Annotated in this window: 11 protein-coding genes; 2 read left to right on the top strand and 9 right to left on the bottom strand. The window is 56.3% G+C overall.

Translation table 11 applies throughout. The features are described 5' to 3' along the window. Positions 1-28: 28 nt before the first annotated feature. From dxs to xseB, 3 genes are read right to left on the bottom strand one after another with little or no spacing between them, the layout of a single operon-like run. Positions 29-1,891, bottom strand: coding sequence for a 1-deoxy-D-xylulose-5-phosphate synthase (gene dxs / locus MKleb_RS06115; protein WP_025107179.1), 1,863 nt, complete (start codon positions 1,889-1,891; stop codon positions 29-31). Positions 1,892-1,909: 18 nt separating this feature from the next. Beyond that, complete coding sequence (gene ispA, locus MKleb_RS06120) at positions 1,910-2,809, bottom strand: (2E,6E)-farnesyl diphosphate synthase (protein WP_004848218.1); 900 nt, start codon at positions 2,807-2,809, stop codon at positions 1,910-1,912. After that, positions 2,810-3,052: an exodeoxyribonuclease VII small subunit gene (gene xseB, locus MKleb_RS06125; protein WP_004099468.1), complete on the bottom strand. Its 243-nt coding sequence runs from the start codon at positions 3,050-3,052 to the stop codon at positions 2,810-2,812. Positions 3,053-3,265: 213 nt separating this feature from the next. On the opposite strand from xseB, the gene thiI reads away from it, so the two are divergent. Then, positions 3,266-4,714 carry a tRNA uracil 4-sulfurtransferase ThiI gene (gene thiI / locus MKleb_RS06130; protein WP_014228166.1) on the top strand — a complete coding sequence of 483 codons (1,449 nt, stop codon included), beginning with the start codon at positions 3,266-3,268 and terminating at the stop codon, positions 4,712-4,714. A gap of 57 nt (positions 4,715-4,771) precedes the next feature. Here thiI and yajL read toward each other — a convergent pair whose 3' ends face one another. Together yajL and panE are read right to left on the bottom strand one after the other, a co-directional pair. Then, positions 4,772-5,362, bottom strand: coding sequence for a protein deglycase YajL (gene yajL, locus MKleb_RS06135; RefSeq protein WP_004848222.1), 591 nt, complete (start codon positions 5,360-5,362; stop codon positions 4,772-4,774). Next, positions 5,325-6,236, bottom strand: coding sequence for a 2-dehydropantoate 2-reductase (gene panE, locus MKleb_RS06140; protein WP_004848223.1), 912 nt, complete (start codon positions 6,234-6,236; stop codon positions 5,325-5,327). Before panE ends, yajL begins: the two co-directional genes overlap by 38 nt. A 142-nt stretch (positions 6,237-6,378) precedes the next feature. On the opposite strand from panE, the gene MKleb_RS06145 reads away from it, so the two are divergent. Continuing rightward, positions 6,379-6,870 (top strand): YajQ family cyclic di-GMP-binding protein, encoded by a 492-nt coding sequence (locus MKleb_RS06145; RefSeq protein WP_004129715.1) that lies wholly within the window; start codon positions 6,379-6,381, stop codon positions 6,868-6,870. A 103-nt stretch (positions 6,871-6,973) separates the two neighbouring features. Here the strand turns inward: MKleb_RS06145 and MKleb_RS06150 are convergent, their stop codons facing one another. From MKleb_RS06150 to MKleb_RS06165, 4 genes are all read right to left on the bottom strand, one after another. Next, positions 6,974-8,338 (bottom strand): MFS transporter, encoded by a 1,365-nt coding sequence (locus MKleb_RS06150; RefSeq protein ID WP_004848226.1) that lies wholly within the window; start codon positions 8,336-8,338, stop codon positions 6,974-6,976. Positions 8,339-8,493: 155 nt separating this feature from the next. After that, positions 8,494-9,672 (bottom strand): Gfo/Idh/MocA family protein, encoded by a 1,179-nt coding sequence (locus tag MKleb_RS06155; protein WP_025107178.1) that lies wholly within the window; start codon positions 9,670-9,672, stop codon positions 8,494-8,496. Between the two features lie 92 nt (positions 9,673-9,764). Beyond that, positions 9,765-11,165, bottom strand: a complete 1,401-nt coding sequence (locus MKleb_RS06160; protein WP_004129763.1) for an MFS transporter — start codon at positions 11,163-11,165, stop codon at positions 9,765-9,767. Between the two features lie 407 nt (positions 11,166-11,572). Further along, positions 11,573-12,937, bottom strand: a complete 1,365-nt coding sequence (locus tag MKleb_RS06165; protein ID WP_025107175.1) for an MFS transporter — start codon at positions 12,935-12,937, stop codon at positions 11,573-11,575. Position 12,938: the final 1 nt, after the last annotated feature.

Consider the following 12,938-nt stretch of genomic DNA (forward strand, 5'->3'; position numbering starts at 1 on the left):
TTAAGCATAGCAGGAGCGGTGGCGGCAATTATGCCAGCCAGGCGTGGATTTTGGCTTCTATTCCGGCGGCGTCCAGGCCGAGGTCGGCGTGCGCTTCTTCCTGGGTTCCCTGCGGGATAAAGAAATCAGGCAGGCCGAGATTGAGCACAGGAATCGCGCGGCGGCGGGACATCAGCAGCTCATTCACGCCGCTGCCCGCACCGCCCATAATGGCATTCTCTTCCAGGGTGACCAGCACTTCGTGTTCTGCGGCCAGCTGTAGCACCAGCGCTTCATCCAGCGGTTTGGCAAAGCGCATATCCACCAGGGTGGCGTTAAGCTTTTCCGCGACTTTTGCCGCCTGCGGCAGCAGCGTGCCGAAGTTCAGAATCGCGATTTTTTCACCTTCGCGTTTCACTACGCCTTTACCGATAGGCAGCGAGGCTAGCGGTTCAAAGGCCGCGCCGGTACCGGAGCCGCGCGGATAGCGCACCGCGCTCGGGCCGTCGTTGTAGTGATAACCGGTATACAGCATCTGGCGGCACTCGTTCTCATCGCTGGGGGTCATGATGACCATGTCAGGAATGCAGCGCAGGAAGGAGATATCAAACGCGCCCTGATGGGTTTGCCCATCGGCGCCGACGATACCCGCACGGTCGATAGCGAACAGCACCGGCAGCTTCTGGATGGCGACATCGTGAATCACCTGATCGTAGGCGCGCTGCAGGAAGGTGGAGTAGATCGCCACCACCGGCTTATAGCCGCCGATCGCCAGGCCGGCGGCAAAGGTCACCGCGTGCTGCTCGGCAATGGCCACGTCGAAATACTGGTCGGGGTATTTTTTCGAGAACTCGACCATCCCTGAACCTTCGCGCATCGCTGGCGTGACGGCCATCAGCTTGTCATCTTTCGCGGCGGTTTCGCACAGCCAGTCGCCAAAGATTTTCGAGTAAGAGGGCAGGCCGCCGCTGCTTTTCGGCAGCACGCCGCTGGTGTGATCGAATTTTGGCACCGCGTGGAAGGTGATCGGGTCTTTTTCGGCGGGCTCATAGCCGCGGCCTTTTTTGGTCATAATATGCAGGAACTGCGGCCCTTTCAGGTCGCGCATATTCTTCAGCGTATTTACCAGACCGATAACATCATGACCGTCCACCGGCCCAATGTAGTTAAAGCCCAGCTCTTCAAACAGGGTCCCCGGAACCACCATCCCTTTGATATGTTCCTCGGTGCGTTTGAGCAGCTCTTTAATCGGCGGCACGCCAGAGAAGACCTTTTTGCCGCCTTCGCGCAGCGTGGAGTAGAGTTTGCCGGAGAGCAGCTGCGCCAGATGATTGTTTAGCGCACCGACGTTCTCGGAGATCGACATTTCGTTGTCGTTGAGCACCACCAGCAGATCGGGTTTGATATCGCCAGCGTGGTTCATCGCTTCAAACGCCATCCCGGCGGTTATCGCCCCGTCGCCGATTACGCAAACCGCGCGGCGCTGCTTATCCTCTTTGGCTGCGGCGATAGCTATGCCGATTCCGGCAGAGATGGAGGTCGACGAGTGGCCGACGCTCAGGACGTCATACTCGCTTTCTCCGCGCCACGGGAAGGGGTGCAGCCCGCCTTTCTGGCGGATGGTGCCGATCCGATCGCGGCGTCCGGTCAGAATTTTATGCGGGTAAGCCTGGTGGCCGACGTCCCAGATTAGGCGATCGAAAGGCGTGTTGTAGACGTAGTGCAGCGCCACGGTTAGTTCTACCGTACCGAGCCCGGAGGCAAAGTGTCCGCTGGAGCGGCTGACGCTGTCCAGCAGATAACGCCGCAGTTCGTCGCACAGTTTCGGCAGGCTATCTTTCGGCAACAAACGCAACTCCTGGGTGGAATCCACCAGCGCCAGGGTCGGGTATTTGGCAATATCAAAACTCATCAGAGACTCATTTATTGTTTATTTATCACGCTGAATTATGTAATTCGCGAGCGCTTCCAGTGCCGTGGTATCCAGAGATTGCGCGGCCAGCTCAGTTAACGACCGGCGGGCGTCGGTAATCAGGTCAAAGGCCTTTTTCCGGGCTTGCTCGAGTCCCAAAAGGGCGGGGTAGGTACTTTTGCCCAGCTGCTGGTCGGCTCCCTGACGTTTGCCAAGTGTGGCAGTATCCCCTACCACGTCGAGAATGTCATCCTGGACCTGGAAGGCGAGACCGATGTTCTCGGCGTATCGATCGAGAGCGGGTAGCGCCCTGCGTCCGGCTTCACCTGCGCTCAGCGCGCCCATTCGTACCGCGGCGCGAATCAACGCGCCGGTCTTATGGCGGTGAATTCGCTCCAGCGACGTTAGATCAACCTGATGGCCTTCTGCTTCCAGATCCAGCGCCTGACCGCCGCACATACCCGCGATGCCGCTGGCCTGGGCCAGCTCAGAAATCATCGCCAGGCGATCGCGATCCGGCACTTCCGGCATCGGCGCATCACTCAGTATAGAAAACGCCAGCGTTTGTAGGGCGTCTCCGGCAAGAATTGCGTTCGCTTCGCCGAATTTTATATGGCAGGTCGGCTGGCCGCGGCGTAAATCGTCATCGTCCATCGCCGGGAGATCATCGTGCATCAGCGAATAGGCATGGATGCATTCGACGGCGGCGGCAGGGGCATCCAGCGTAGCGCGGCTAACGCCAAACATATCGCCGGTCGCGTAAACCAGAAACGGGCGCAGGCGTTTGCCGCCTAATAGTGCGCCATACTGCATGGCTTCGACCAGCGGAGTGTTCTGAAAGGGCTGCGGAGCGATAAAACGGCGCAGCGCTTCGTTAGCCTGCTCGACGCACGCCTGTAGCTGTTGCGGGAAGTCCATTTATTCAGCGTCCGGCGTAAAAGGGGTAAGCGGCGCGTCTTCGCTATCCGCCAGCAGAATTTGTACGCGCTGTTCGGCCTGCTGCAGCTTTGCCTGCCCCTGGCGCGCCAGCTGGATCCCGCGCTCGAATTCGCCGAGCGCTTCTTCTAACGGCAGCGAGCCGCTTTCCAGACGATTAACAATTTGCTCCAGCTCGCCCAGGGCGGTTTCAAAGCTGGCCGGGGCCTCATTTTTCTTTGGCATAGTGAATATAGACTCTTGTAATGTCTCGATGGCTATCAATATGGTAACGAAGTCGCGCGGTTAATCAAATAACGCGCAATGCCAGGTGAAAAGCGTCCAATAGTGGTATACTCCGCGCCCTGGATGCAGACGCCAGTCGCGCCTGTACAACTTTTTATGCTTAAAGCCCCGTCGGGCTTGCCAACGACGGGCTTGCCAACGAATAGTGTCGCCATGAAGTTTATCATTAAATTGTTCCCGGAAATCACCATCAAAAGCCAATCTGTGCGATTGCGCTTCATTAAAATTTTAACCGGGAACATTCGTAACGTTCTCAAAAACTATGATGAGACGCTTGCCGTCGTTCGTCACTGGGATCATATCGAGGTCCGGGCGAAGGATGAAAATCAGCGTCCGGCTATTCGCGATGCCCTGACCCGTATCCCCGGTATCCACCATATTCTGGAAGTCGAAGACGTTCCTTATACCTCTCTGCACGATATTTTCGAGCAGACGCTGCCGCTGTGGCGCGACGCGCTGGAAGGTAAAACGTTCTGCGTGCGCGTTAAGCGTCGCGGTAAGCATGAGTTTACCTCAATCGAAGTGGAGCGCTACGTCGGCGGCGGTTTGAACCAGCATATTGAAACGGCGCGAGTGAAGCTGACCGACCCTGATGTGACGGTTAACCTCGAGATCGAAAACGATCGCCTGCTGCTGGTTAAAGGGCGCTACGAAGGTATCGGCGGTTTCCCGATCGGCACCCAGGAAGACGTGCTGTCGCTCATTTCCGGCGGTTTCGACTCCGGCGTTTCCAGCTATATGCTGATGCGCCGCGGCTGCCGCGTGCATTACTGCTTCTTTAACCTCGGCGGCGCGGCCCATGAAATCGGCGTGCGTCAGGTCGCGCACTATCTGTGGAACCGCTTCGGCAGCTCACACCGCGTGCGCTTCGTGGCGATTAACTTCGAGCCGGTGGTGGGTGAGATCCTTGAGAAAGTCGACGACGGTCAGATGGGCGTGGTGCTCAAGCGCATGATGGTGCGCGCGGCGTCAAAAGTCGCCGAGCGCTACGGCGTCCAGGCGCTGGTCACCGGCGAGGCGTTAGGCCAGGTTTCCAGCCAGACGCTGACCAACCTGCGCCTGATCGACAACGTCTCGGATACGCTGATTCTGCGTCCGCTGATTTCGCACGATAAAGAGCACATTATTGACCTCGCGCGTGAAATCGGCACTGAAGATTTTGCCCGCACCATGCCGGAATACTGCGGCGTTATCTCGAAGAGCCCCACCGTGAAAGCGGTGAAGGCGAAGATCGAGGCGGAAGAAGAGCACTTCGATTTCAGCATCCTTGAGAAAGTGGTGGCGGAAGCGAGCAACATTGATATCCGCGATATCGCTCAGCAGACCGAGCAGGACGTAGTGGAAGTGGAAACCGTCAGCGGTTTTGGCCCTGACGACGCGATCCTCGATATCCGCTCTATCGACGAGCAGGACGATAAGCCGCTGAAGGTGGAAGGCGTGGACGTGGTTTCTCTGCCGTTCTATAAGCTGAGCACCAAATTTGGCGATCTCGACCAGAGTAAAACCTGGCTGCTGTGGTGCGAGCGCGGGGTGATGAGCCGCCTGCAGGCGCTGTATCTGCGCGAGCAGGGCTTTGAAAACGTGAAGGTATATCGCCCCTAGTTCTTCAGGAGCAAGGCGCAATCATGAAAACGGCAACCCTGGGTTGCCGTTTTGCATTTATTCGTAGTAGTTATAAATTCCTGCCGCCATCACCAGCTGTGAAGCGACTTCGTGCGCTTTTTCGCGTCCAACCAGCAGGTCGATCATCTTCAAGGCGAAATCAATTGAGGTTCCCGGCCCCTGGCTGGTGAGCAGCTTAACGCGAGCGTCCCAGACGACGCGCTTATCCTGCCACTGCTCGGCGGGAATGCGTTCTTTCAGCGCCGGAAAGCCGGTCATATTGCCGATGGGGAAAAGGTTGTGCGGCACCAGCACGGTCGGCGCCGCGGCGCAAATCGCCGCAACGATGCGCCCGGAAAGATGGAATTGACGTACTGTTTCAACCAGCAGCGGGCTGTCGCGAAAGCACTCCGCACCCTTAATGCCGCCGGGCAGAACAAGGATATCGAAATCGCCATCGGCCACTTCGACCAGCGGCGCATCGGCCAGTAGCTTAACGCCGCGCGAGCAGACAATGGTCAGGCTGCCATCGCTGGCAACGCTGGCGGTCGTGACCTTTACTCCTCCGCGAACGAGTAAATCAATGGTGGTGACCGCTTCGGTCTCTTCGCTACCAGGGGCGAGGCAAATCAGTGCCGACGCGCTCATATTCATTCTCCTTACGCTTTACCAGTTCAAACAGGCGGGTATTCTCAGGTACGGCGATACCGTGGGCTCGGGCGCGTTTTAACAGATAACCGGTGATATAGTCGATTTCCGTATGGCGCTGGGCGAGAATATCCTGCAGCATGGAGGAGGTATTTTCTGCCGTACTTTCAATAACCTGATGTACATAGAATAACAGGTTTTCCGGCGAGGTATGCATCCCCTCGCGATCCATCACCGCCGCAACTTCATAACAAATTGCGGCGACCTCCTGCGGGTATTCGCGTAAATCGCCGTTCTGACAGTTTTTTAACGCCGTCAGCGGGTTAATCACACAGTTTACCGCCAGCTTGCTCCAGGTCGCGGGGTAGATATTGTTATGCCAGGCGACGTCGGGCAGCACGCTCTGCAGTACATCGGCGAGATAGCTATAATCCTCAGGGTAGGCTTTCGCTGGGCCAATATGGCTGGTGCCGTTGGCGACGTGGACGATTACGTTGCCGTCGCGGCGGGCCGCCTGCGTTGTCGAAGCCAGAAGCAGCGGCTGTTTGAGGCTCTTAAGCTCGTCAACGGTACCCATACCGTTGTGCATGAGCAGAACAGGTACTGACGACGGCAGGATGGCGCTCAGGTTTTTTACCGCGTTAGAGACCTGCCAGGCTTTGAGGGTGACCAGCAGCAGGTCGCTGCTGGCGAGAAAATCAGGATCGTTAGCGGTAAACGATTCATTAAACACGCTGCCGTCGGTTTCAATCACATTGACGCTACAGAATGGCTGTGGGACGCGTAACCAGCCCTGGACTTCATGTCCGTGTTTGTACAGCGCAGTTAGCCATAACTGTCCCAGTGCACCGCATCCGAGTACGGTTACTTTCATTATTCCTCCTCACCTGTGAGTGCTGCATCAGGTGCTCATGGCTAAAGTATAGCGTTATCAGTTATCCTTTCGGGATAACAAGTTGAGTTATGTCGCGTTGCGGGTATTATGCAACGCAAAAGAAACTGAAGGAGAGGAAAAGATGCCATCTTTCGATATTGTCTCTGAAGTCGATCTTCAGGAAGTTCGAAACGCCGTAGAGAACGCGACCCGCGAAGTTGAATCGCGTTTTGATTTCCGTAACGTCGAAGCGAGCTTTGAGCTGAACGAAAAAAACGAGACCATCAAGGTACTCAGCGAGTCTGATTTCCAGATTAACCAGCTGTTGGATATTCTGCGCGCCAAGCTGCTGAAACGCGGAATTGAGGGCAGTTCTATCGAAGTGCCGGACGAGTTCGTGCACAGCGGTAAAACCTGGTTTGTCGATGCGAAGCTGAAGCAGGGCATTGAGAGCGCGACGCAGAAAAAAATCGTCAAGCTGATTAAAGACAGCAAGCTGAAAGTACAGGCGCAGATCCAGGGCGAAGAGATTCGCGTTACCGGTAAATCTCGCGACGACCTGCAGGCGGTTATGGCGCTGGTGCGCGGTGGTGATTTAGGCCAGCCGTTCCAGTTCAAAAACTTCCGCGATTAAAAGAGTCCCGTCTGTCGGCCGGGCACGGCGTTAGCCGCCGCCCGGCAGGACACAAAGCACCGCTCAGAACCGTTTTTGCCTGCCTGTACAAAGGTGCTCGCTTTTATATCCCTTTGATTGCCTGCTCAATTTCAAAGCGGTTAGTAATCTTGCTGTCGATTTTGATATACACCGAACGCTCTTCGCTAATCACCAGCACCTCTTTGACGCCCTCTTTAGCCCGTAAGCGCGCTTCGAGCATTTTGTCCGCGGCGATATCCTCCGGGATCTCGACCCGCAGGCTGCTAACGTACGGCGGCTCGCTCATGGTGCTGGCCACCAGCAGCCACAGCATCGCCAGCAGGGCGCCGAGCAGGAAGACGGTTTGCGAATCAAAAAAGCCATCCACCCAGCCGCCGAGCGCTCCGCCGATGGCCACGCCAAGGAACTGGCTGGTGGAGTAAATGCCCATCGCGGTGCCTTTATATCCGGCCGGTGATTCTTTACTGATTAACGACGGCAGCAGCGCTTCCAGCAGGTTAAACGCGAGGAAAAATAGCTGAACGCCGGCGACCAGCTCCCAGAAATAGCCTCCGGCACCCCAGAGTACGATTTCAGCAATCAGCAGGATGGCGACGCACAGCAGAAAGACGCGCTTCATTTTGCGCTTCACTTCGGCGTAGATAATAAACGGCACCACCGCGACAAATGAGACCAGCATGGTGACCAGATAGATTTTCCAGTGCTCGGCGGCGGGGAAACCGGCGGCCTCAAGCTGGCCCGGCAGAGCGACAAACGTGGACATCAGCATGATATGCAGGCACATAATGCCGAAATTGAGCTTCAGGAGTTTTGGCTCAGCAAGAACTTTGCTGAAGCAGCCTTTCACCATACCGGACTCGCGGTTCAGCACGTGATTCTGGCTGTTCGGCACCACCCATAGCGTCAGCAGGATGCCGAGCGTCGCCAGAACAGCAATCATCCAGAACAGGGCGTGCAGGCCGAGCTGGTGGGTAACGACAGGCCCGAGAACCATGGCGATAGCAAAGGTGACGCCAAAGCTGACGCCGATAAACGCCATGGCTTTAGTGCGGTTTTGCTCGCGGGTTAAATCGGAAAGCAGCGCCATGACCGCGGCGGCAATCGCCCCGGAGCCCTGCAGCGCGCGGCCAAGAATAATGCCCCAGATAGAGTCAGAAAGCGCGGCGATAACGCTGCCGACAACGAAGATTAACAGGCCGCCGACGATCAGCGGCTTACGGCCAATGCGGTCAGAAAGCAGCCCGAAAGGTATCTGGAATAGCGCCTGGGCCAGCCCGTAAATTCCAATTGCCAGTCCGATAAGGGCTTCGCTTGCGCCCTGTAACGCCATGCCGTAAGTGGTCAGAACCGGCAGGACCATAAACATGCCGAGCATGCGCAAAGAGAATACGGTCCCCAAACCCCAGGTCGCACGCAGTTCGCCTGGCGTCATTTTATTATCGTTCATTACCACCTCAATATAAAAACTGCGCATAGTGTAGTGGGGGGAAACAGAAGCGTAAATAAATGTTTGTTTAACAGATATTACGACTGTGTTGCATGATGAGGTGAGTACGGTAGAAAGAAAAAACCAGTGGAGGGGCCTCCACTGGTGTTCAGCGGTTATTGGCAGTTAAAGTCAACCCACTGGCCGCCTGCGTCGGCGGATTTGACGCACTGCTCAACCCAGTAAACGCCGTGAAGACCGGCTTCGACGTCCGGATACCAGAAGGTCTCCAGGAACGCCTGGTCCCCGCGATCCATCGCGTCGATGGCGATAGCGTAGCGGCGATAGAGGTTGGCCCACGCCTCGAACAGCCCTTCAGGGTGACCGCCGCCAATGCGGTCGTCCGCCAGCGCCTGCTGGCTGAGATAGGGCATCCCGCGCTCGAGGACGCGGGCCGGTTCGCCCTGTACCTCATAGCTGAGCTGATTTGGACGCTCATCCCACCATTCGATGCTGGCTTTTTTGCCAATGACGCGGACTTTTTGCGAGTGCATCGCGCCGCTGTTGACCGCGCTGGTCCACAGTGAGCCAACGGCGCCGTTGTTATATTCCATCAGCACAAAGGCGTTATCTTCCAGCGGCGCGCGAGATTTGACGAAGCTTTGACGCGCGCACATCAGGCGGGTGATGTTCAGGTTCGGCACCATCGTCTCGGCAATAAATAGCGGATGGGTCGCCAGATCCCCCAGCACATAGCTAGGGCCGGCATATTTGGGCGTTACCCGCCAGCGGGTGGATTCAGCCTGTAGCTCAACGGCTTCATTATGAAAACCGTGGGCGAACTGCATATTAATAATGCGGATCTCGCCGAGCATCCCTTCCGCTATCATCTGTCGCGCCTGCTGGATCATCTGGTGCCCGGCATAGCCGTACGTGACGCCGATAATTTTATTCTGCTTTTTGCTTAGCGCCAGCAGCTCGCGCGCTTCGTCGGCGGTAAAGCACAGCGGTTTTTCGCAAATAACGTGCAGCCCGGCTTCAAGCGCCGCTTTAGTGATAGCGAAGTGAGTATTGTTCGGCGTCGTTACCGATACGGCTTCAATGCCGTCAGGGCGTTTGGCCTCCTCCGCGAACAGCGTTTGGTAATCGGCGTAGCAGCGTTCAGGAGCGATGCCGAGCTGCTCGCCGAATTGACGACCGCGCTCGGCATCGATATCAAGCGCGCCGGCGAGCAGAGTAAAGACGTTGTCGCGAAGCGCCGCACAGCGGTGGCTGTAGCCAATCTGGCTGGTGCCGCCGCCGCCGACCATGCCCCAGCGCAGGGAGCGGGATAAGGGTTTCATGCCGTTTAACATGATGGTGCACTCCTCAATGATAGAGATCCTACGGATTTCAGATGTTCTTCTGTGTACCCGCGCTCGCCGAGCGCGGGCCTGGTTCTAAGGTTTTACATCTCGCCACGGGCTTCGCGTTCTTTCAGGTCATGCATGATCTGCGGGTATTGCTTATCCAGGCGATAAAACAGCAGGGTGATAATGACCACGATCCACAGGAAGAAAGAGCCGTAGAGATAAACGTGGTTAATCATGTCGATAGCGCTTTGCGGCTGAACGCCGGATCCGCTGCTGGAGCTGACGTAACCCGCCATGCTCAGCAGGCCGGAGATAACCGCGGCGGCAATACCTGCGCCGAGTTTCGTCCCAACGGAACCGGCGGAGAAGATCATCCCTTCCTGTCTGACGCGCGTTTTCCATTGGCCGAATTCGACGGCATCGCCGCAGAAGCCGAACAGCACGGCGTTCAGCGGGGCGAAGCCAATACCGCGAATAATCGCGTTTGCCAGCGCCCAGTGGTAATCATCAGAGTTAAACATAAACAGCACCTGGCCGATGGTCGCCAGCACGATACCGCAGAGGGCAACGTTGCGTTTACCGTATTTGCGGATGGGCACGGAGCTCAGGAAGGTGAAAATAATAATGCAGGCGGTTTCGGCAACGAAAATGGAGCTATAGAAGGTATCGTCACCGAGCACGTAGCGGCAGTAGTAAGGCAGCGCGATCCCTACCACGGTGTAGTACACGCTTTGCGCGGTCCACAGGATGGCGCTGGCCCAGAAGTACTGGTTACGAAACAGCGCGGAAAGCTGGGTTTTTACCGGTACGTTTCCCTGTTTCTCTCGCGCTTTGATGACCACCTTCTCTTCGCATTTATAAAAGCAAAACAGCAGCAACAGCAGCGCCAGAAAAGCCCAAATAGACATGGTTTTGATCCACGCCGCCTGATCGTCGCCAAAGTACTTCACCAGCGGCAAAGTGCAGGCAACGGCGAGAATACGACCAAAAGGCGACATCGACATTCGGGTGATGCTGAGCATATCCCTTTCCCAGGAGGCGCGGGTCATCATCGCAGAGAGGCTGCCGTAGGGGAGGTTGATGGCGGTATAGCACACGGTGGTGCAGAAATTATAGGCGACCAGCAGATAGAGAAACTGCAGCGTGCCGGTGGTCTGCGGGACGGTGAACAGTAAAATTGCCGATACGGCGTAGGGCACGCTCATCCACAGCAGCCAGGGGCGTGATTTACCCCAGCGAGAGTTCGTGCGTTCCACCATCAGGCCCATGATGACATCGGAAACGCCGTCAAACAGACGTGAGATCAGCATCACCAGGCCAACGGTGGCGATGCTGATGCCGACATAGTCGGTATAAAACAGGGTTAAAACCGTGCCGATCATGCCGAACACGACGTTACAGGCGGTATCGCCGCCGCCGTAAGCGATTCGGGTAGCCCAGCTTAGCTTATCGCCGCGTGCTGCCGCGGGAGAGAGAAGAATCTGCTGTTCACTCATGGTCAATTCCTTTGTCTGGAAGGACAAGTCAGGACCTCTGCGCCAGTTCCACCGGCACGACCTTATCCTGAATATCAGCCAGAACATAAGGAAATATTTATTTCATTTCAATGTTTGTTTGGAATTTAATTTCTGTATATGCGAGGCGGATCGAAAAACCGTAAAAATTGAGCCGTAATTTTTCTGGCTACAGCTATCAAGCCATTCTGATTGATAAGGTTATTAAGTGTTTTTCTGAACGATGTTTTATTTTTTTCATGTATGTATTTAATGATTTTGCGCTGTGGTTTTGTGAAGTGAATCGATACTGCATGGCATTTTTCTTTTTCATTATTCATTTAAATGAAATTAATTTTTCTTTTCTGGGCAGGCGTGTTTTTGAAACACGCCTGCCTTAGCGTCAACGTTTAAAATGTACTTCTGACGGGCGCGATTGACGCGGTGGCCCTTGCCGACGGGCCAGCCGCGAAAATACCTTTGGCCGCCAGCCCGGCGACGGTTATCGCGGCGGGAATGCCAAGGATCAGGAAAACGCTTTCGAAGCTGATATTCAGCGCCAGCATCTCCGCCCCGGCAAAGGCGCTCAGGATCGCGCCCATGCGGCCAACGCCGTGCATCCAGCTGGAGCCGGTAGCCCGTGCTTCGGTAGGATAGTAGCGGGCGGAGAGCGCGTTCATGCCGGTATTGGCGCCGTTTAAGCAGGCTCCGCTGATAAACGCCAGCAGGCAGATGAGCGCAAAGCTTGCCGCGGCATAGCCCATCGCCATCGTAAACAGGCCGCCAACCGCGTAAATCAGCCCGAGCGCCCGATGTGGGTTGATCCGGTCCATTAGCCAGCCCGCAAACAGCGAGCCAAGGGTTCCCCCAGCCTGGTACATTGCGGTCATTACCGCCGCCTGGCCGACCGTTAAGCCCACCTCTTTTACCAGCGTCGGTAGCCAGCTGCCGAGGAGGTAAACCAAAAAAAGCCCCATAAAGTAAACCAGCCAGAGCATCATCGAACCGAAGCGATACTGGCGGGAGAGAACGATGCGCATGGCATTTGCCTGGACGGGCTGGGCCGGGAGGCTGAACTCGGCCTCATCGGGGATTTGTCCCGGATAGAGGCGTTGCATAATCCGCCGAATACGTTCGGCAGGCGCGCGCTTAACGACCAGAAAACGCACCGATTCCGGTAACAGCCAGATCAGGACCGGAGCGAACAGCAGCGGGAGGATCCCGCCAAGCAGCATCAGCGAGTGCCAGCCAAACTGCGGGATTAGCCAGGATGCGGAGAAACCGCCCGCCGCCGCGCCAAAGGTGAAGCCGCAAAAAATAATCGTAATCAGGAACGAGCGCTGGCGCTCCGGCGCATACTCTGACACCAGGGTGCCGATATTCGGCATGGCGGCGCCTAATCCCAGCCCGGTCAGGAAGCGGAAAACCATCATCTGCTCAATATTTTGTGAAAGGGCGGTGGCGATGGTCCAGAAGCCGAAGAAGAAGACGCTATTAATGATAATTTTTTTCCGTCCCAGCCAGTCGGCGAGCGGCCCGGAGAAAATGGCCCCCAGCGCCAGGCCTATCAGCGCGGCGCTGATGACAAAACCGAGTTGGTGATTGCTTACTCCCCATTCCTGCTTCAGCGTCGGGGCGATAAATCCCATGATGGCGATATCAAAGCCGTCCAGCGCGATAACGCAGAAGCCTAAAAACACCACCAGCTTCTGAAAGCGGCTTAGCGGATTGGCGTTGATTAACTCCCTGACGTCCAGGCGTTGAGTCTGTGTCATG

The sequence above is a fragment of the Klebsiella sp. PL-2018 genome (assembly GCF_019048985.1).
GTDB classification, from domain to species: Bacteria; Pseudomonadota; Gammaproteobacteria; order Enterobacterales; family Enterobacteriaceae; genus Klebsiella; species Klebsiella michiganensis.

What these genes read in the sequence shown, in the direction of transcription:
- dxs (WP_025107179.1), bottom strand. Translation starts at nt 1,891, where the DNA reads ATGAGTTTTGATATTGCCAAATACCCGACCCTGGCGCTGGTGGATTCC.
- ispA (WP_004848218.1), bottom strand. Translation starts at nt 2,809, where the DNA reads ATGGACTTCCCGCAACAGCTACAGGCGTGCGTCGAGCAGGCTAACGAA.
- xseB (WP_004099468.1), bottom strand. Translation starts at nt 3,052, where the DNA reads ATGCCAAAGAAAAATGAGGCCCCGGCCAGCTTTGAAACCGCCCTGGGC.
- thiI (WP_014228166.1), top strand. Translation starts at nt 3,266, where the DNA reads ATGAAGTTTATCATTAAATTGTTCCCGGAAATCACCATCAAAAGCCAA.
- yajL (WP_004848222.1), bottom strand. Translation starts at nt 5,362, where the DNA reads ATGAGCGCGTCGGCACTGATTTGCCTCGCCCCTGGTAGCGAAGAGACC.
- panE (WP_004848223.1), bottom strand. Translation starts at nt 6,236, where the DNA reads ATGAAAGTAACCGTACTCGGATGCGGTGCACTGGGACAGTTATGGCTA.
- MKleb_RS06145 (WP_004129715.1), top strand. Translation starts at nt 6,379, where the DNA reads ATGCCATCTTTCGATATTGTCTCTGAAGTCGATCTTCAGGAAGTTCGA.
- MKleb_RS06150 (WP_004848226.1), bottom strand. Translation starts at nt 8,338, where the DNA reads ATGAACGATAATAAAATGACGCCAGGCGAACTGCGTGCGACCTGGGGT.
- MKleb_RS06155 (WP_025107178.1), bottom strand. Translation starts at nt 9,672, where the DNA reads ATGTTAAACGGCATGAAACCCTTATCCCGCTCCCTGCGCTGGGGCATG.
- MKleb_RS06160 (WP_004129763.1), bottom strand. Translation starts at nt 11,165, where the DNA reads ATGAGTGAACAGCAGATTCTTCTCTCTCCCGCGGCAGCACGCGGCGAT.
- MKleb_RS06165 (WP_025107175.1), bottom strand. Translation starts at nt 12,937, where the DNA reads ATGACACAGACTCAACGCCTGGACGTCAGGGAGTTAATCAACGCCAAT.